The organism is Micromonospora tarensis, from assembly GCF_016803395.1.
Lineage (GTDB): Bacteria > Actinomycetota > Actinomycetes > Mycobacteriales > Micromonosporaceae > Micromonospora > Micromonospora tarensis.
Map to the genome: position 1 here is coordinate 1 of NZ_JAEVHL010000065.1, position 18,215 is coordinate 18,215.

The window sequence follows — 18,215 nt, forward strand, 5'->3', positions numbered from 1 at the left end:
CCGGTTCGCCGCGCGGCTCTGCGGACCGCGCCGGCCGGTGGATGCCGTCGACGGGCGCGCTCGCCCGGACGACCTGCCGGCCGGCGCCGGGCGACGCCGCCAGGCGATGAACCCGGCCACCGCCGCGATCACCGCCACCGCCAACCCACCCCACACCAGTCGGCTCGGTCCATCCTCGTCGGTCGACGTTATCGGCGCGGGCACCACCGTCGCCGCCGTCGGTTCGACCGCCGCCGTCGTGGGCGTCGACTCCTGCCCGGAGGACGAGTGTTGCTCGATGGCAGCCAGCAGCGACGGCTCCGGCTGGTTGGTCGGCGGGCTCCACCCCTGCGGCGCGGCGTCGGCCGCCCGGTGTAGCGGAACGTCGAGGTGCCGCGCACCGCGTCACCGTCCGAGGCGACGGAGAGGTAGCTCACCGAGTACTGACCGGCCGCCGGCAGATGGGCGACGGTCACCACCACCGGGAACCCGGTGGTGTACTCACGCGGCTCGAACACCCCGTTGACCAGGAAGTACTCCCGCACCGGTTTGTCCAGTGGCTTGGGTTCCCCGTACGTCCAGCCGTTGTCGACGCGGGCCCCGCCCGGAGCGGTGATGGTGAGGTACGCGTTCGCGGCCGCCTTCTCGGTGAAGTACAGCTGCACCGTCGTCAGCGGCTCACGCACCGTGCCGCCGTCCGCCGGCGTGGACATCGCGAGGGTTCCGTGAGCCGCCGCGGGCGTGCCGGTCGCGAGGAGGGCGACCGCAGAGGCGAGCAGGAGCGCGAGGAGGCCGGAGAGCACTCGCACCGGAGCCGGGGGGAGACGACGCATCTGAATATCCTCACCAAGGCGAGGCTTTTTTCAAAGAGGCGACCGGCTTTTTACCCGGATGACCGAAGTTGGCGACGAGCCGGCACTATGTTCCGGCCGTAGCCGCGCGGCCGGCGGCGACCCGGGGTACGGCCGCCGCCGGTCGCGGCCCGACGTCAGAGCCGGGAGGTGAAGGTGGCCAGGAAGCGGTGTGGCGTCACCGCGCCGGTGTTGTCGAAGCAGATGATGTCGACGTCGGCGTTGGTGGTGTACGTCCAGGGTTGGGTGAGGTGGCAGTAGTTGCTGCCGGTGCCCTGCGCCACCACCTGGGCGTGCGTCTCCTTGAGGCCGATCTGCGGGAAGGTCGCCAGGTAGCGGCCGGAGGGCGCCAGCGGCGCCACCGTGTTCGCGCCGACACCGAGCACCGAGTTGTCGTTCGTCGGGCCGCCGACGGCGGTACCCAGGTAGCCGAAGTACGACGGCGGGCCGAGCGAGCCGATCACCGGCCGCCGGCGGTGGTAGGAGAGGGCGAAGTCGGTGTTGACGAACGCGCCGGCCTGGTCATAGCAGAAGACGTACACCTGGACATCGCTGCCGACCGCGCCCCAGGAGTAGACCTTGCACCGGCGGGGTCCGGCGTTGGGCTGCACAGCGGTGACCTGGACGTTGCCGGCGAGCACCCCGGCCAGCCCCACCCCTGGCACCCGCACCAGGTACTGTCCGACGCCGACCGGCCCGGCCGTGTTCACCGCGCCCGTGGAGTTGTACGACTGCACCACGGCGCCGCTGACCCACTGCAGGTACGCGTGCGAGGTGCCGGCGGGCAGCACGCCGGAGCTGGTCGTCCAGAGCACGGTGAACGGGGTGTCGTCGCGGGTCCCGCCGGGCTTGTGGCACTGCACGTCGACGATCTCGTCAGTGCCGGACTGGAACCAGCGAACCACCTCGCAGTAGTGCCCGGTCCGGTTCACCGGGGTCACGTGCGGCACCCCCCGCGAGCTGGCACCCACCTGCGGGAAGCGGACCTGGAACCGGCCGGGCGCGAGCTTGATGCCGTCCGCCCAGGCGGCCGGGAACGCGGTCTTCCAGCTACCCCACTGCCGGCTGGTGTCCAACACGGTCCACACCGCGACGGTCGGGTCCTTGACGTACGCGAACCCCCAGCGGTCGGCGGTGGCCGCCGCGGCCGGTGCCGGGGGCACCAGCGCGCCGGCGGCCAGGACGGCGGCGAGTGCTGCCGTCACGAACGATCGGAGACGCATGTGTTCCTCCATTCGACGCGAACATGTCGGGGAGGAGTGTGCTGGTGGTGATGTCGTGGTCACAGTCGGCAACCGCGCGCTCTGGTGTCGGGTGTCCGCCACTCGTAGTGGCCCGGCCGGACAGCCGTCAGGCGGGTGTGGACCGGCGCGGCGTCCCGGCCGCCACGACAGTGGCGATCAGGAGCACGGCCGCCGGCAGGAACGCGCCGCCGATGCCCAGCCCGAGCAGCAGCCCCCAGATGGTGATGACCAGCGCGGCGACCAGGTCGGCGAGCCAGGTCAACCGATCGAACCGCTGCGCGAGAACCGGCAGCGCGGCGGCGACGACGGGCACGCCGAGCAGGTAACCGGCCGCCGTCCCGGAGTCGTCCACGGTGTAGGGCGTCAGCACGGCGGCCACCAGCACGGTGATCACCAGAGCCGCCCATCGGGCGACCCTCCGAGGATCGGCGGGCCTGCGGACCAGCACCACGACGCCGACGAGCAGGACGGCGGCGATGGCACCGATGGTCGCCAGAGCAAGCATGATGTCCTCCTCGACGCGTCCCGAGGTCGCGTCAGCCGGCCGCGCATCGGGTGTCGCGTAGAGTCACCGTAGCGACGCCCCGGTCAGCGGGGAAGCTCTCGGGCACGTGCTCGACGACCCGGACGGCCTGTCACCGAGGGCGCAGGCATTCCTCCGCCGCGCCGGCACCCGGCAGCCGGAGCAGCCTCGGCTGCCGACCGAACTCCGGCGAGTGCCGGACCACTCGGGACGGCTGATCGCGGCACCCGCTGAGGTGATCGTCCGACGGGAGGGCTTCGCCGCCCGCTTCGGCGGTCTGCGCTATGACGTCCGCCGCAGCGTCCGAATCGGCGACGAGCGCCTCGACACTCTCCGCCACTGGCAGTTCGACCTGCTGGACAGCGTCCGGGCGGAGCCCGGCGGGTGGTCCTTCGGCTGGTACGGCGAGCGGGTGTCGTCACCCGTGTGCTGCCTGGTGCACACCGACGGCCGCTTCGGGGTGAGCGACGGCGGTCAGTTCGCTGGAGGCGTGGGTCCCGACCGGCGTCATCGGCACTCGCGTCGACGAGCTGGTGGGGGAGCTGCCTCCGGTACCGGAGGCGTCGGGGCCGGGTCAGCGGTGGTGGCGCTCCGCCGAACGGGCCGTCTGCGTGTTCCAGGCGTGGACCGGCCGCCGACCACGCCCCACCGCCGTGCTGGCCTGGAGCCGCGACGGCCGGGTGTGACGCCGCGTCAGGGCGCACCGCCGTCAGGGCGCGCGGGCGTCCGTGCCGCGCCGCCGTGCGCGCCGCGCGACAGCAGGCGGGCGACGGACGCGCCGAGCAGGATCAGCAGGTACATCACGCCGCACGCCACACTGGCCGGCACGGCGAGCTGCACCGCCTCGTCGACCAGGTTCGCCTCACCAAGGCTCTCGAGGGCGACGAACAGACCGCAGAGCAGCAGGACGACCTGCATCGCGACGATGTAGAACCAGGCGTGCCGGATCGGCTCCCGGTCCACGAGACCGGTGTGGACGACGGCGCAGACGGCCGTGGCGACACCCCACGCCGCACCGGTCACCACCCGCGCCGCCGGCGTGTCGGGCAGGTCCATCAGACCGGCGATGAGCAGCGCGAGCGGCATCCGGAACGCCAGGCCGGACAGGAACGACTCCGCCAACTCGTCCAGGCGTCGGCCGTACGGCTGCTCCAACGCCCGCTTGAACGTGCCGACGAGCGAGAGCCCGACGCTGATCCCGGTGCCGGCCAACGCGCTGAGCAGACTCGACAGCAGGATGTCGCGTGCGCCCAGGTCGGCGAGGCCGAGGGCCAGGACGAGCAGTTTGACGGCGACCACCACGACGTACACGATCGGCAGGCCGAGCAGGAAGGCGAAGATCGCCATGAGGGTGGTCTCTCCGGTGTGCTCGTCCAGCAGCGCCCACAGCAGCACACCGATGCCGTACACCACGGCTAGGCCGACCTCGCCGTGCCCACCCAACGCCTCGCCGATGAACCAGCCGAGCGCACCCGGCACGGCGACGGCGAGCACGCCCAGCGCGACAAGCATGCCCCCAGTGTGAGGCGGCGCGTCGAGCCCCGGCGGCGCTCCTCGTGCGGGTTGGCGCCATCCGTCGACGGCGACGACGGCAGGGATGGTCAGCGGCCGTCGAGCACCTCCCGCAACCGCGCGGCGAACTGCTCGGGCTTGCCCGCGTAGCCGAACTCGCCGCCGAGGAAGCCGCCGTGGTGGCTGGGGAACACCACGGCCTCCTGGCCGAGCAAGGCCGCGGTGCCCAGGGCGGTCCGCGCGGTGTACGTACCCGTCGACTCCTCGCCGACTGCGATCACGATCCGGGTGGGCGCCGCGCTGAGCAGGCTCGCGTCGGGGCGGTAGTCGGTGATCGCCCACGAATTCTGCGACAGCAGCGGGTCGTCGCGGCTGCCGTCGTCGTCGGTCGACATGCCGAACATCGCCGGGTCGGGGGTGGGCTGGGCGAAGTAGGCGTCGGTGAACTCGCCCTGCCAGGACGTCATCGCGATGAACGCGGCCATCCCGGCACCCGCGCCCTTCGCCTGGTACGCGTCGTAGAAGCCGGCCCGGGCATGCTCGGCGGCCGTGGCGTCGGGGAGCACCGCGTTGATCGGCGGTTCGTGTGCGACAAGCGTGGCGACGTCGCCGGGGTGGGTGGCGACCAGTTCGAGTGCGGTCACCGCGCCGCCGCTGCTGGCGAACACGTCGACCGGACCGGCGCCGAGCGCCTCGACCAGCAGGTGCAGGTCGGCCGCCTGCTGCTGCGGCGTGTGGTCGGTCCGGCCGTCCGTGCGGACGCTGCGGCCCAGGCCACGCGGGTCGTAGGTGACGACGGTGCGGTCGGTGAAGTGCGGGGCGAGCGCGGTGAAGCCCTCCGCCGTCATCGGCTGGCCGATCATCAGCAACGCCCGCCGGCCGTCGGCGGGGGGCAGCGGCCCACGCACGTCGTAGACCAGGTCGACGCCGGGTATGACGAAGGTGTGTGTCCGGATGTCCGTCATGGCGATGAGACTACGGCCGGCCGGGCCCCGATCGGCCTACCTGACGGCCCCGCCACCGCGGATATTCGCCGCGATCTCCGACGAGTCGTGCCCGGCCGCGACCCCTTCGACGAGAATCACCTCGCCGGTGAGGTGTCTCGTCCGCAGCGGTTTGATCTTCTGATAGTCGTTGGAGTGGTACCAGGCGCGGGCCCGGGCCAGGTCGGGAAACTCGATGACGACCAGGTCGCCCGGCCAGTCACCCTCAAGAACCTCGATGGCCCCGCCATGGACGATGAAGCGGCCGGCGAAAGGTGCCAGGGTGGCGTCGATCCGCTCCAGGTACTCCAGCACGTCGGCGTGGACGGGGGCCTTGCGGAGATGTGCGAGTGCGTACCCGGTCATGACTGTGCGTCCAGGAAGCCCGACACCTGGTGGCCCTCGGCGACGGTGAGCGGGTCGACGGAACGGCCCTCGGGGGCCCACAGGTCGTCGATGTCGCGGCGTCGCCGCACCGGATCGGTCTCGTTCCGGATCGCGATGTGCCGCTGCGCGATCTCGTGGTACGCGGTGGTCATGGAGCTCTCCTCGTCAGCCGGACTTGTCGTTCCGGGAGAGATCCTTTCCGCCGTCAGGTGGAGCTGTCGATTACCTCGCAGGTAATGGCCCGTGCGCCGGTACGGATCTACTGTCGGTGAAGTGACGATCATGACCAGGCCAGGACGACCGGTGGGGGAGTTGCTGCGCGACTGGCGCCGCACTCGCGGGCTGAGTCAGCTCGACCTGTCGATCGAGGCGGGAGTGTCGGCCCGACATCTGAGCTTCGTCGAGACCGGGCGATCCCGTCCGAGCCCGGACCTCATCCTGCGGTTGGCCGAACATCTCGGGATGCCGCTGGCCGAGCGCAACACGGTGCTGCTCGCCGGCGGCTACGCGCCGGCCTACCCCCGCCACGAGCTGGCCGATCCCGAACTGGCACCGGTACGTGCGGCCGTTCGGCGGATCCTCGACGGACACCACCCGTTCCCCGCGCTCCTCGTCGACCAGCACTGGCATCTCGTCGACGCCAATCCCGCCGTCGCCCTGTTCACTTCGGACGCGCCGCCCCACCTGCTCACCGAACCGATCAACGTGCTCCGGCTCAGCCTGCACCCCGACGGCCTGGCGCCGCGCATCCTCAACCTGCCCGAGTGGCGTGCCCACCTGCTCAACCGGTTGCACCGGCAGGCGCTGGCCGCCAACGACCCGGTACTGCTCGACCTGCACGAGGAGCTTCGCGGCTACCCCGACCCGGGGCCTGCCCCGGAACCTGTCAGCGATGCCCTCTCCCGTGTCCTCATTCCGCTCCGCTACCGCCACAACGATCAGGAGCTGTCCTTCGTCAGCACCACGACGCTCTTCGGTACGCCACGGGATGTCACCGTCTCGGGGTTGGCCGTCGAGGCGTTCCTCCCCGCCGACCGGTCGACCACCGAAGCGCTTCACACCCTTGCCGCGTCCCGACCGGGCCGGGGTGGTGGGGACGGCGGCGGCTGACGGAGCGCATCGTCGATGATCTCCGGCAACCGCCGGGCGACCCCGGCGAGGAGGTCCGCGACCTGGACGCGCGGGTCGTCACGGGAGTCCACCATCACCAGCCCGGCCAGCGGCGACACCCCGTTCGGCAGTGTCCCGGGCGGGCCGTTGCCCGCCGTCGAGCCGCCGCCGGCCAACGTCCGCTGGAGACGGGTCAACCGGTCGGCGGTCAACGCGCTCTGCTCGTCGTGGGTCACCAGCACCTGCCGCCGCCCGCCGCTCCAGGACAGCACGGTCTCCGCCAGCGCCGGCAGCAGCGGTTCCAGTGGCGGGGGAACCGACCGGTCGTCGTTGTCGAGTCGGGCCACCACGGCGCGCACCCGGCTCGGGTCGAGCGCGGCGAGGACGTCGTCGGTCGCGCCACCGAGCCGGTGTCGCCGCAGCGCGTCCCGGGCCTGGAAGAACCGGTGCACCGTGCGGTGCGCCGGAAGCCGCCGCTTCATCCGTACGAGGTCGACGAACGCGGCCAGGAACGCGTTCCAGTCGTCACCGGCCGAGCGTCCGGCCTCGTGCAGGGCGAGCGCGGTCGGACGGTGTTCGTCGGCCAGGCGAGTGCCCGCCGCGTAGGACGGCTCGGCCAGCAGGAGATCGACGACCCGGGTGACGAGAAAGAACTCCTTGTCGATCAGGTGGACGTGCGCCCGGCCGGCCAGCGCCGTTAGCAACCACTCCAGGGCCTCGGCGGCCTCCGAGCGGCGCAGGAACTGCCCGGACTTCAGCTCGTGCGGCGAGAACCGGAACCCGGACCGCAGGGACGTGATGAGCGCGACGGCCTCGTCGACGACCAGATCGACGCTCGCGTGCGTGATCACCGGGGCGGTCGAGTGCAGCAGGTTGGTGCCGGAGAAGCCCGACTCGTCGCAGGCGATCTCCACGACCGGGCCCACCACGAGGGCGTCGCTCGGCGGCAGCCCGCCCTGGAGGGGAGGTCTCACCTCCCGGCCCTCGCCATGCCGGCCATAGTCACCCGCGCGCACGGACGGAACAACCCGATTGTGAAGCCGTGCCACCCGCGGGAGACGAGGAGAGTTCCCGCCAGTGGTCGGCTCAGCGGCGCGGCTCGATGGCAATCCACGTCGTGTGGGACAGGTCACATCCTTCCGGGTGACGGCCCTGCTCGGATGCACTTATGGTCATGGTCCGATTTCAAATTCGGAATCCAGCAGGGACCACGGGGGCCCTTGTGGACGGAGCACGCTGATCGGCCCGGGTCGTCGACCAACGACCCGGATCGAAGCCGTCGTGTCACTGGTCGTGTCGGGTGTTGACCCGCTTCGGTAGCCAGGATCACTCCGGCGCACTCCTCTCAGCCCTCACGTCCCGATCAGAAGGGGTCGCATTGTCATCGTCGTACCCATGGCGCACAGCGCGAGGCGCTGTCCTGCTTGTTGCCGTCGTGACCGCGGGGCTGCTCAACGCCGTTCCCTCCCAGGCCGTCAGCTCGGGGACCGTCGTCACTGACGGCTCCTTCGACTTCGCAGCCAAGATCGATATTGGCGGCGGGCTGCGGGGTTGCAGCGGGGCCCTGGTCAACCCGCAATGGGTGCTCACCGCGAAGAGTTGCTTCAGCGTCGACGGTCAGCCGGTCACCGCCGGCCCGCCGGCCAAGCCGGCCACGGTCACCGTTGGGCGGCCCGACCTGACGAAGTCGACCGGTGCGGTCCGCTCCGCGGTCCAGTTGGTCCCGCACCCCGATCGGGACGCTGTTCTGGTCCGGCTGTCCGACCGGGTGGCGGTAGCTCCGGTGCCGCTGGCCGCAGGTGCACCGACCGTCGGCGAGCAGCTGAAGGTCGCTGGATTCGGCCGCACCGCCACCGAGTGGGTGCCGGACCAACTGCACGTCGGCACCTTCTCGGTGCAGTCCGTGGAGAGTGCCACAGTGGGGATGCTCGGGCTCGATCAGGCCACCATCTGCCGCGGCGACCTGGGTGGTCCGACTGTTCGGCTGGTCAACGGCAAGCCCCAGCTGGTGGCCCTGCACCTGACGTCGTGGCAGGGTGGCTGCCTGGCTGAGACCGAGACCCGCCGTGATGCGGTGGAGACCCGAGTGGGCGATCTGGGGACCTGGCTCAGTGCCAACGCTCCGGTGGCGGCGGACAACGGCGGCACCGACTTCAACGGTGATGGCCGGGACGATGCGGCGATGCTCTACCGGTACACCGACACCTCGATCGAGTCGTTCACCTCGTTGAGTAACGACGCCGGCGGGTTCGGGGCGTTCAACGGCAGTTACAAGCTTCCGGTGAACTCGTGGGGTTGGGACTCGTTCAAGACGATCACCGGGGACTTCAACGGTGACGGGCGCTCGGACCTCGCCGCGATGTACTACCAGAGCAACGGCTCCATCACCATGCACACCGCGTTGGCGAACATCAGCGGCGGATTCGGTGCCTTCGCGGGGAGCCTGACCATCCCGGCCAGCGAGGGCCGGCTGTGGGACTCGATCCGCTTGTTCAGTGGTGACTTCAACGGTGATGGCCGTGCCGACGCCGCGATGCTCTACCGCAACGCCGACACCTCGATCGACCTGCTCACCTCGTTGGGCAACGAAGCCGGCGGGTTCGGGGCGTTCACCGCCAGCTACAAGCTTCCGGCGAGGTCGTGGGGTTGGGACTCGTTCAAGACGATCACCGGGGACTTCAACGGTGACGGGCGCTCGGACCTGGCCGCCATGTATTACCACAGCAACAACTCGATCTCGTTGAACACGGCGCTCGCGAACGCCAACGGCGGGTTCGGTGCGTTCACCACGAGCCTGACCATCCCGGCCAGCGAGGGCCGGCTGTGGGACTCGATCCGCTTGTTCAGTGGTGACTTCAACGGTGATGGCCGTACTGACGCCGCGATGCTCTACCGCAACGCCGACACCTCGATCGACCTGCTCACCTCGTTGGGCAACGAAGCTGGCGGGTTCGGGGCGTTCACCGCCAGCTACAAGCTTCCGGTGAAGTCGTGGGGTTGGGACTCGTTCAAGACGATCACCGGGGACTACAACGGTGACGGACGCTCGGACCTCGCCGCGATGTACTACCAGAGCGACGGCTCCATCACCATGCACACCGCGTTGGCGAACACGAGCGGCGGATTCGGTGCCTTCGCGGGGAGCCTGACGGTGCCGGCAACCGCCCGGTGGAAGTGGGACGCGATCCGTCTCTTCTGACTCGTCCGGTCTCTGCTGTGACTACCTGCTGTCCTGGTTGAGCCTCGTCTTGCCTGGCTGAGGTCGAACAGGCGTCGGGCCGGTTCGTTGTCGGGCTGTCCCGGGTGAGCGAGCGCAGTGCGTGATGGGCCTCCGTCCAACAGGGCGGGGGCCCATTGCTGTGGGCGCCGGGCGGCCCGTCGAACCGCTCCCGTACATCTGATGTATCCGGCCATTGATAGACGGTGTCCTGGTGGAGTGCCCAGGGTGCCCAGGCGCTGAGCTGCGCCGGCGGCCCGATGGGTCCGGTGCGAAGGGCGACAGGGTGCACGTTCCACCAATCGATCGACCATTGCCTATTCTGTGGCCCCGGAGTAACCTTCGCGAAACACATCGGATGTCTGGCTTGCTCGGAGCCCGGCGTCGACCTGCTCAGCAAGGGTCCCGGTTGGCCCCACCAAGCGGATCCCCGTGTCGGGTCCCACAGTTAGTCACGCTTCGGGGTGGCCGGACTGGTCACCGTTTGGAGGATCGATGTCAGACCTGACCCGACGGCAAGCCCTCAAGGTCGGCGCGGCCGGTGCGGGCGGCGCTCTCCTGCCGTTGCCGTGGACGGCCGCGGCCCGAGCGGACGCGGTGGCCCCGCCGCAGGTGTTGGCCGCCGGGGACATGGCGCTCTGGTACGACGAGGGCGCCGGCACCGACTGGCTGCGGGCGCTCCCGATCGGCAACGGCCGGCTCGGCGCCATGGTCTTCGGCAACGTCGACACGGAACGTCTCCAGCTCAACGAGGACACGGTCTGGGCCGGCGGCCCGCACGACCCCAGCAACCCTCGGGGCGCGGCGGCGCTGCCGGAGATCCGGCGGCTGGTCAACGCCAACCAGTGGACCCAGGCCCAGGATCTGATCAACCAGACCATGATGGGCAACCCGGGCGGTCAGCTGGCATACCAGACCGTCGGCAACCTGCGGCTCGCCTTCGGCTCCGCCAGCGGGGCGTCGCAGTACAACCGGACGCTCGACCTCACCACCGCCACCGTCACCACGTCGTACGTGCTGAACGGCGTGCGCTACCAGCGTGAGGTGTTCGCCAGCGCGCCGGACCAGGTCATCGCGATCCGGCTGACCGCCGACCGCAGCGGCTCGATCAGCTTCACCGCCACCTTCGACAGCCCGCAACGCACGACGGTGTCCAGCCCGGACGGCTCCACCATCGGCCTCGACGGCGTCTCCGGGAACATGGAGGGTGTCACCGGCGCGGTCCGCTTCCTCGCGCTGGCCAACGCCACCGTCAGCGGCGGCTCGGTGTCCAGCTCCGGCGGCACCCTGCGGGTCACCAACGCCACCAGCGTGGTCCTGCTGATCTCGATCGGTTCCAGCTACGTCAACTACCGCAACGTCGGTGGCGACTACGGGGGCATCGCGCGGCAGCGCCTCAGCGCCGCCCGGGCCAGCAGCTTCGACCAACTGCGGAGCCGGCACGTCGCCGACTACCAGGCGCTGTTCAACCGGGTCACCCTGGACCTGGGTCGCACCTCCGCCGCCGACCAGACGACCGACGTCCGGATCGCCCAGCACAACAGCGTCAACGACCCGCAGTTCTCCGCGCTGCTGTTCCAGTTCGGCCGCTACCTGCTGATCTCGTCATCGCGGCCCGGCACCCAGCCGGCCAACCTCCAGGGCATCTGGAACGACTCGCTGACCCCCTCCTGGGACTCGAAATACACGATCAACGCCAACCTGCCGATGAACTACTGGCCGGCGAACACCACGAACCTGGCCGAGTGCCACAACCCGGTGTTCGACATGGTCCGGGAGCTGTCGGTCGCCGGCGTCCGTACCGCACAGCTGCAGTACAACGCGGGCGGCTGGGTCACCCACCACAACACCGACGCGTGGCGGGCCACCGCCGTGGTGGACGGCGCGTTCTGGGGGATGTGGCAGACCGGCGGCGCCTGGCTGTCCACCCTGATCTGGGACCACTACCTGTTCAACGGCGACATCGAGTTCCTCCGGACGAACTATCCGGCGATGAAGGGCGCCGCGCAGTTCTTCCTGGACACCCTGGTCACCGAGCCGACCCTCGGCTACCTGGTGACCAACCCGTCGAACTCACCGGAGCTCAGCCACCACGCGAACGCCAGTGTGTGCGCCGGCCCCACCATGGACAACCAGATCCTGCGGGACCTCTTCGACGGCGTCGCCCGGGCCAGCGAGATCCTCAACGTGGACAGCACCTTCCGGGCCCAGGTCCGGGCCACCCGGGACCGGCTGCCCCCGATGAAGATCGGCTCGCGCGGCAACATCATGGAGTGGCTCTACGACTGGGTGGAGACCGAGCCCAACCACCGGCACATCTCGCACCTGTACGGGCTGGCTCCGAGCAACCAGATCACCAAGCGCGGCACTCCGCAGCTGTTCGAGGCGGCCCGGCGCACCCTCGCGCTGCGCGGCGACGACGGCACCGGCTGGTCGTTGGCCTGGAAAATCAACTTCTGGGCGCGGATGGAGGAGGGCAAGCGAGCCCACGACCTGATCCGCTACCTCGCCACCACCGCCCGGCTCGCGCCCAACATGTTCGACCTGCACCCGCCGTTCCAGATCGACGGCAACTTCGGCGCCACCGCCGGCATCGCCGAGATGCTGCTCCAGAGCCACGCCGGTGAGCTGCACATCCTGCCGGCCCTGCCGCCGGCCTGGCCGACCGGGAAGGTGACCGGCCTGCGGGGTCGCGGCGGGCACACGGTCAGCGTCACCTGGAGCAACGGTCAGGCCACCGAGGTGCTCGTCCGGCCGGACCGGGCCGGCACCGTGCGCCTGCGCGCCCGGATTCTCACCGGCACCGTCACGGTGGTCGACACCGCCGACGGTACGTCACCCCGGGTCACCCGGATCGAGTCGGACCTGATCGAGGTCGCCGTGCAGGCCGGGCGCACCTACCGGGTCACCAGCTCGGGAGCGACGACGCCGACGCTGGAGCAGAGCTTCACCAACGCCGGTATCACCAACGACAGCAACACGAACGTCGGCAACTTCGACGGCAACGGGGCCAGCCTCTCCGCGCAGGCACTGGCGCAGGCCGGTGCCAGCCCGGGCGCCACGGTGAGCCGCAACGGGGTGAACTTCCGCTGGCCCAACGTCAGCCCGGGCACGGCCGACAACGCCGTCGCCTCGGGCCAGACCATCGGCATCAGCGGCACCGGCAGCACCCTCGGCTTCCTGCTGGCCGGCACCTACGGCGCGGTGTCCGGAACCGGGACCGTGGTGTACGCCGACGGCACCCGCCAGACCTTCACCTTGAGCACGCCCGACTGGTACGGCGGCCCGAACTCCGGTGGCACCGCCGCCATCGTGTCCGCGTACCAGAACCGGCCCAACAACACCCGCCAGGCCACCGCCGCCTGCGTCTACTACGTGGGTGTGTCGTTGCAGAGCAAGGCGGTGACCCAGGTCGTGTTGCCGAACATCAGCGCCCGGCCGGCCGCCAACGTACCGACCATGCACATCTTCGCCATCGCGATCGGGGGCTGACCGCGGCGGATACCGCACACGGTGTAGGCGACCGGGCCCGTCCCCCACCGGGGACGGCGGTCGTGGTCAGCGCCGACGGATCTGTTCGCCCCGGCTGGCGATCCGGAAGTGGTCGAAGGCGACGTCCAGGTCGGTGGAGTTGCCGGCCCGGTTGAAGGCCAGCAGCCCGGCCTTCGTCGGCTCGGCGTTCAGCGTCGTCGAGCCGACGAAGCGGTAGACGCTTCCGTCGCTGGAGTAGTAGGCGCGGTAGCTGCCGCCGATCTTGGTGAGTCGGAGCCAAATGGCCCCGTCAGCCCCGACGATCCGCTGGGCGTCCGCCCCGGTGATCTCCACTGTCGACGTCGCGCCGTTCTGCTCACGAAGGAAGACGACCCGGGCCTTGTTGACCGCCGCGGTCGCGTTGCCCATCTCCCAGGCGAGCTTCACGTAGTTGTCGTCGTCCGCGTACGCGAGAACCCCGCCCTGCTCGTTGTCGCTGGCGAGTGGACGGGAGAAGACGACCTTGGACTCGGCCGTCCAGTCGCCGTTGACGTCCTGCACCGCCAGGTTCCTCGCGGTGTTGGTGCTGCCCTGCAGGTCGCCCTGCTGCGCGGTGACGACCAGCGACCCGTCGCCAGCCGCCACCTGCTGTCGTCCGGCCGGACCCACTGCCACTGCCCGCCGAGTGGGGTCGAGGTGAAGTCGTCGCTGCCGGTGATCGCGGTGTTCAGGTCCACCGTGTAGACCGACGACGCCGCACCGTTGGTGACGGTGACCCGGGCCTGCCCGGTGACGTCGCCGCCTGCTCGACAGTGACCGAGGCGCCGGGTCGGCGGCGCTGGCGGTGACCGTCGGCACGGTCGTCGACCCGGCCGGCACGAGGACGTTGTAGTGCGGCACCGTCGGCGAGAACGACCGCAGCGGCGTGTCGTCGACGCGCAGCGCCGTCAGTGTCGTGTCCGGCACCAGGTCGAAGACGTAGTTCTTCACCAGCGGGCCGAAGAAGCTCTCCGTGGTGACCTTGACGACCGCCCGCCCGGGCACGCCGGCCGCCTGGGAGACGATCTCGTAGCGCGCCTTCCGGTCGCCGTCCGCACCGCCGTGATGGTCGGCGACGCCCCGGCCGGCACCGGAATGGGGTACGAGGCCTCCGACAGGTTGAAGCCGCCGAACTTCCTACCGTTCACCACGATCGTGGCGGAGAGCGGCGCGTTGTCGACCGGGATGTCCCGCCCGCTGAACTCCTTCCAGTAGTTCACCGAGGTGTCCCGCCAGTCGGCGGCGTCCGCCTCGTGGACGGCCAGCTTGGCGCGGACCTCCGCGAACCGGCGCGCGTCGATGTCCGGTTGGAGCGCGTCCCAGGTCTCCCGCATCCAGGTGACGTACTGCACGCCCATCTGGTAGCGGTAGACCAGCTCGTCCCAGAACGTTCGGCCGCTGTCCATCCGGTGACCCCACGGCACGTGGTGGAACCACATCAGCAGGTTCTCCGGGACCGAGTCGATGTCGCCGTAGCGCTGCCGCAGGCGGGGGAAGTACTGGGCGGCCAGGTTGCTGCCGGTGGGGGAGCGGTCGAAGCCGAGGCCGACGCTGTCGGCCTTGTTGTAGTAGACCGGGCTCCAGTCGTCGCGGCCCGCCCAGTCGGCGGGATCGGGGCGGTAGTGGGCGCCCTCGGCGAACTGGTGGCCGATGCCCAGCGGCGTCTGGTAGCTGACCAGCGCCTCCCAGGAGCCCATCATCATCTTCCGGATGGTGTGCACGACGCGCCTGTCGTTGCTCCAGGTCATCCGTACCCAGTCGGTCGCGATGTCCGCCGAGTCGAGCGTCCAGTCCCACGCCTGGCGGCCGAAGGCGAAGAGGTTCGCCTGGGAGAAGTGGTGCCCGGTCAGGTTGTCGGCGTTGCCGAGGTTGGCGACACCGACGATGGCGGTGTCCGGGTGGTGCTGGGCGGTGCCGTCGACGATGTCGCCGACCAGGCGCTCCCTCAGCAGCTTGCCGTTCTCGTCGGTCGCGTACGTGTCGGTCTTGAGGATCTCCTCGTACATCGGGCCGAGGTAGGTCAGCATCCAGTTCTGGCCGGTGTACTCCTGGGTGATCTGGAGTTCCAGGGCCTGGTTGGTGTTCTCCATCCGGCCGAACATCGGGTGGATGGGCTCCCGGGCCTGGAAGTCCAGCGGCCCGTTCTTGGTCTGCAGGAACACGTTGTCGGCGAAGCGCCCCCGGCTGCCGTCCGGTTGCAGCTCGTCGTCGATCGGCCCGAACTCCAGGTAGGCCCGCTTCAGCCGGTCGTTGTCGACCTCGGCGTTGTAGACGAACGTCCGCCAGTGCACTGTCATCCCCAGCGGCGCCACCGCGGCGGCGATGGCGTTGGCGCCGTCACCGTGGTCGTACCCGAAGTCCTGTGGGCCCGGCTGACCCTCCGAGTTGGCCTTCACGGTGAGACCCATGAAGTCCGGAATGGCGGTCTGGATCTGCTGGGCCGCCGGTGCCACCAGCCCCGGAAGTCGGCACCGTACGGGTCGAGTTGACTGTTGGTCAGCGTGTCCGGCGCGAACCGGCTGTCGGTGGGCGCGGTGTACCGGATCGACAGGCCCAACCTGATGCCGTACGGACGCAGCGCGTCGGCGAGCGCGGCCTCCTGCGCGATGCGCGCGCTCGTCAGGTACGCGTTGTCGGCGTTGACGTTGTTGATGGTGATGCCGTTGATCCCCAGCGACGCCAGCGCGCGGGCCATCACCAGGTAGCGGTCCAGGATGACGGGCAGGTTCCGCCCCGCGCTGGCCCCGGTCGCGGCGAAGTTGAAGACCGCCCCGCTCTCCCCGTTCACGCCGCCCAGCCCGGTGGCGTTGTTGCCGGCGTAGAGACGCTCGGTCTCCCAGTTGTTCAGCAACCGGTGCTTGATCTTCGGTGACTCCGCGACGCGGAGGTGGTCGACGGGTTTCTGCGTCTGCATGAGCCGCAGGAAGGCGAAGGTTCCGTACAACGCGCCGAGGTCGGTGTTGCCGGCGATGACGGTGAACCGTGCCCTCCCGCTGGACACCGAGCGGACGAGATAGCCCTCGTCGCCGACCCGGGCCAGCTCACCGGCCGGGATGGCCCGGCCCACCAGCGGTGAACTCGCCGGCGTGCCCACCACCACCGCGCCGTCCGGGACCCGGTCCGCGTCGACGGTGGTCACCGGTATCGACTGACCCAGCAACCCGCCCAGCCCACGCACCAGCTCGTCCCGGGCGGCGCCGAGCGTCGTCTCGACCAGTTTCTCGCGGGACCCGGGGGCCATGGCGAGGTCCGCCGTGTGCCGGTGCACCTTTGTGGCGTCGGCGTTCTGCACCACGATCGCCGAGGCCGCCCGGCGGTAGTCCCGCAGCAGCTTCGCGTCGCTGACCGGCACGTACCGCAGCCACAGGTCCGAGCCGCTGTAGTCGTCCGGCGACCCGGCCGCCGCGACGGGTGCCGTGGCGACCGTGAGGGTGGCCGCGACGGTGGCGAGCGCCGTGCCCAGCACCACGAGTGTTCGTCGTAGCCCGGGCACCGAAGGTCGGTTCATCGCCGTCTCCTCGTTCGTCCGCTGAGAGACGCCGCACGGCCCGCCGCGCGAGCGCGACGACGTCGATAGATGGGTGGTTGTCGATCCTCGGCGACCCGGTCCCGCCTCGGCAACGAGTTGTCGCTTCTTGTCGCGGAGCCGGGCGGGCTCAGCGCGGGCGGGGCACCGGGCTGGGCGCGGGCCGCTGTCGTACCCACTGTGGTCGGGCCCGACCGGGGACGACCCTGCGCGCGGCGGTCGAGTGGCGGACGACCAGGCGTACCGGTAGCACCATGGGCCGGCCGGTGTGCCCCGGTGCCCCCTGGATCATCGTGAGCAGGTGCCGGGTCGCGGCCGAGCCCTCCGCGTAGAGCGGCGCCGCGACAGTGGTCAGCCCGGGTGTGACGAGGTCGGCGGCGAGGATGTTGTCGAAACCGACGATGCTGACGTCGCCCGGGACCCGGACGCCCATCCGGGCGAGGCCACGGATGAGCCCGATCGCCAGCTGGTCGTTGAAGGCGAGGACGGCGTCGCGGGTCGGGCGTAGAGCTCCCGGGCGGCTCGCTCGCCGCCCTCGATGGTCGGGCTGAACGGCCCGATCTGGCGCACCTTGATCTCCAGCTCCAGGCCCGCTTCGAGCAGCGAGCGCCAGCGGATGCCGTTGGGCCAGGACGCCTGCGGCCCGGCGACGTAGGTGATGTGATCGTGCCCCAGCTCGCCGAGGTGCTCGACGGCCCGTCGCACCCCACGGGGATTGTCCGTCACCACGCAGGGCACGTCGGCGATCACCCGGTTGAGGACCACCACCGGCCGCTGCTTGGCGAACATCCGGATGGCCGAGTCGGACATCCGGCTGCTGGCCAGCACGATGCCGTCGACTGTCGACATGGTGCGTTCGACCGCCGCCCGTTCGAGCCGGTCGGACTCCTGGGCGTCGATCAGCACCGTGGTGTACTCGCCGTCGGCCGCGGCCTCCTGCGCGCCGCGTACGATCTCGGCGTACACCGGGTTGGTGATGTCGGCGATGACCAGCGCGATCATCCGGGTGCGGGCGGTGGTGAGGGCGCGGGCCAGCGGGTTGGTCCGGTAGCCCAACCGCTCGGCGACCCGCCTGACCCGTTCGGCGGTCTCGGAGTTGACGCGGCTCGGTCTGGAGAAGGCACGCGACACCGTGGACGGTGAGACGTCGGCCTCGGCCGCGACGTCGTAGATGGTGGCCCTCTTGTCTGGCGGCCTGGTCTGGTCGGGCATTGTCATGCTCCTCCCGGCTGCGCGCCATGATCATGCTATGACGTCGGTGAATGCGCGGCAATGCCTCCGCAACAAATCGGGGGTGAGACCGCGTTCGGGGCGAGGCAATACATGGCAACCCGTTGCCGTCGCCGCCCACCGGCTGTCCCAATCGGTACGGA

Annotated in this window: 16 protein-coding genes and 2 pseudogenes; 4 read left to right on the forward strand and 14 right to left on the reverse strand. The window is 70.3% G+C overall.

The genetic code is table 11. The annotated features are described in order from the left end of the window. The 4 genes from JM949_RS37055 to JM949_RS15195 all read right to left on the reverse strand — a co-directional run. Positions 1–204, reverse strand: a 204-nt coding sequence (locus JM949_RS37055) for a hypothetical protein (RefSeq protein ID WP_238433210.1), incomplete at its 3' end; no start/stop codon positions are given. After that, positions 189–812 carry a copper resistance CopC family protein gene (locus JM949_RS15185; protein ID WP_238433211.1) on the reverse strand — a complete coding sequence of 208 codons (624 nt, stop codon included), beginning with the start codon at positions 810–812 and terminating at the stop codon, positions 189–191. The genes JM949_RS37055 and JM949_RS15185, both read right to left, overlap by 16 nt. A gap of 155 nt (positions 813–967) precedes the next feature. Beyond that, positions 968–2,053, reverse strand: coding sequence for a hypothetical protein (locus JM949_RS15190; RefSeq protein ID WP_203149127.1), 1,086 nt, complete (start codon positions 2,051–2,053; stop codon positions 968–970). 127 nt (positions 2,054–2,180) lie between these two features. Further along, complete coding sequence (locus JM949_RS15195; RefSeq protein ID WP_203149128.1) at positions 2,181–2,579, reverse strand: hypothetical protein; 399 nt, start codon at positions 2,577–2,579, stop codon at positions 2,181–2,183. 551 nt (positions 2,580–3,130) lie between these two features. Between JM949_RS15195 and JM949_RS15200 the strand changes: the two genes are divergently transcribed. Continuing rightward, positions 3,131–3,283 carry a hypothetical protein gene (locus JM949_RS15200; RefSeq protein ID WP_203149129.1) on the forward strand — a complete coding sequence of 51 codons (153 nt, stop codon included), beginning with the start codon at positions 3,131–3,133 and terminating at the stop codon, positions 3,281–3,283. Positions 3,284–3,290: 7 nt separating this feature from the next. Here the strand turns inward: JM949_RS15200 and JM949_RS15205 are convergent, their stop codons facing one another. The 4 genes from JM949_RS15205 to JM949_RS15220 all read right to left on the reverse strand — a co-directional run bounded on the left by JM949_RS15205 (position 3,291) and on the right by JM949_RS15220 (position 5,631). Beyond that, entirely contained in the window at positions 3,291–4,109 is an 819-nt protein-coding gene (locus JM949_RS15205; RefSeq protein WP_203149130.1) for a hypothetical protein, read from the reverse strand. 89 nt (positions 4,110–4,198) lie between these two features. Continuing rightward, positions 4,199–5,074 carry an alpha/beta fold hydrolase gene (locus JM949_RS15210; RefSeq protein WP_203149131.1) on the reverse strand — a complete coding sequence of 292 codons (876 nt, stop codon included), beginning with the start codon at positions 5,072–5,074 and terminating at the stop codon, positions 4,199–4,201. A gap of 36 nt (positions 5,075–5,110) precedes the next feature. Continuing rightward, complete coding sequence (locus tag JM949_RS15215) at positions 5,111–5,458, reverse strand: DUF1330 domain-containing protein (protein WP_203149132.1); 348 nt, start codon at positions 5,456–5,458, stop codon at positions 5,111–5,113. Further along, positions 5,455–5,631, reverse strand: coding sequence for a hypothetical protein (locus JM949_RS15220; RefSeq protein ID WP_203149133.1), 177 nt, complete (start codon positions 5,629–5,631; stop codon positions 5,455–5,457). The genes JM949_RS15215 and JM949_RS15220 overlap by 4 nt, the downstream gene beginning before the upstream one ends. A 130-nt stretch (positions 5,632–5,761) precedes the next feature. Here JM949_RS15220 and JM949_RS15225 point away from each other — a divergent pair, with 130 nt between their 5' ends. Further along, the gene (locus JM949_RS15225) at positions 5,762–6,589 is read left to right on the forward strand and encodes a helix-turn-helix domain-containing protein (protein WP_203149149.1); all 828 of its coding nucleotides are present in this window, start codon (positions 5,762–5,764) and stop codon (positions 6,587–6,589) included. Here the strand turns inward: JM949_RS15225 and JM949_RS15230 are convergent. Further along, entirely contained in the window at positions 6,535–7,563 is a 1,029-nt protein-coding gene (locus JM949_RS15230) for a DUF3800 domain-containing protein (protein WP_309232165.1), read from the reverse strand. The two genes, JM949_RS15225 and JM949_RS15230, sit on opposite strands and share 55 nt — an antisense overlap. A 461-nt stretch (positions 7,564–8,024) precedes the next feature. Here JM949_RS15230 and JM949_RS15235 point away from each other — a divergent pair, with 461 nt between their 5' ends. Continuing rightward, positions 8,025–9,788, forward strand: coding sequence for an FG-GAP-like repeat-containing protein (locus JM949_RS15235; protein ID WP_203149134.1), 1,764 nt, complete (start codon positions 8,025–8,027; stop codon positions 9,786–9,788). A gap of 513 nt (positions 9,789–10,301) precedes the next feature. Continuing rightward, positions 10,302–13,298 (forward strand): glycoside hydrolase family 95 protein, encoded by a 2,997-nt coding sequence (locus tag JM949_RS15240; RefSeq protein ID WP_203149135.1) that lies wholly within the window; start codon positions 10,302–10,304, stop codon positions 13,296–13,298. Positions 13,299–13,364: 66 nt separating this feature from the next. Here JM949_RS15240 and JM949_RS39135 read toward each other — a convergent pair whose 3' ends face one another. From JM949_RS39135 to JM949_RS37070, 5 genes and pseudogenes are all read right to left on the reverse strand, one after another. Continuing rightward, positions 13,365–14,321, reverse strand: a complete 957-nt coding sequence (locus JM949_RS39135) for a DUF1349 domain-containing protein (protein WP_203149136.1) — start codon at positions 14,319–14,321, stop codon at positions 13,365–13,367. Then, complete coding sequence (locus JM949_RS15250; RefSeq protein WP_407664775.1) at positions 14,264–15,253, reverse strand: hypothetical protein; 990 nt, start codon at positions 15,251–15,253, stop codon at positions 14,264–14,266. The genes JM949_RS39135 and JM949_RS15250 overlap by 58 nt, the downstream gene beginning before the upstream one ends. Next, positions 15,227–16,824: pseudogene (locus tag JM949_RS15255) on the reverse strand (alpha-glucuronidase family glycosyl hydrolase); the annotation flags it as partial. The pseudogene JM949_RS15255 and the gene JM949_RS15250, both read right to left, overlap by 27 nt. A 148-nt stretch (positions 16,825–16,972) precedes the next feature. After that, positions 16,973–17,473, reverse strand: a complete 501-nt coding sequence (locus JM949_RS37065) for a substrate-binding domain-containing protein (RefSeq protein ID WP_238433216.1) — start codon at positions 17,471–17,473, stop codon at positions 16,973–16,975. After that, positions 17,389–18,060 (reverse strand): annotated as a pseudogene (locus JM949_RS37070) (LacI family DNA-binding transcriptional regulator); the annotation flags it as partial. The pseudogene JM949_RS37070 and the gene JM949_RS37065, both read right to left, overlap by 85 nt. Positions 18,061–18,215: the final 155 nt, after the last annotated feature.